The organism is Bradyrhizobium sp. LeoA1Lang, assembly GCF_055413685.1.
The window spans coordinates 1-332 of sequence record NZ_JBVAPG010000561.1 but is presented as its reverse complement, the minus strand read 5'-3'; the positions used below and the strand labels follow the sequence as shown (position 1 = coordinate 332).

1 protein-coding gene is annotated in these 332 nt (G+C 62.0%); it reads right to left on the bottom strand.

Going from position 1 to position 332, the window contains the following annotated elements; genetic code table 11:
* The coding region (locus tag ACZYOF_RS44510) for a transposase (RefSeq protein ID WP_463719687.1) at positions 1-332 on the bottom strand (332 nt) is incomplete at both ends.

The window sequence follows — 332 nt, the reverse complement described above, 5'->3', positions numbered from 1 at the left end:
TCTGACACCTGCGATGACCTTCGGCAACTGATTTGTGCCTTTGAGCCGCCGCCAGGTCTTTGATGCGGCGATCACCAGTTTGAACACCATCAGCCTGGCGGTGGTTGGCGACAACGAGCCCTTGGTGTGCACCGTCCGGTGCCGCACGGTGGCGAACACGCTTTCGATGGGGTTGGTCGTCCGCAAGTGATCCCAATGCTCGGCAGGAAAGTCGTAGAAGGCCAGCAGGGCGTCGCGATCCTTGACCAGACATTCGACCGCCCGGCCGTATTTGGCGCGGTATTTCTCGGCGAAAACGTCGATCGCCGCTTCGGCGGACGCCCGGTTCGGCG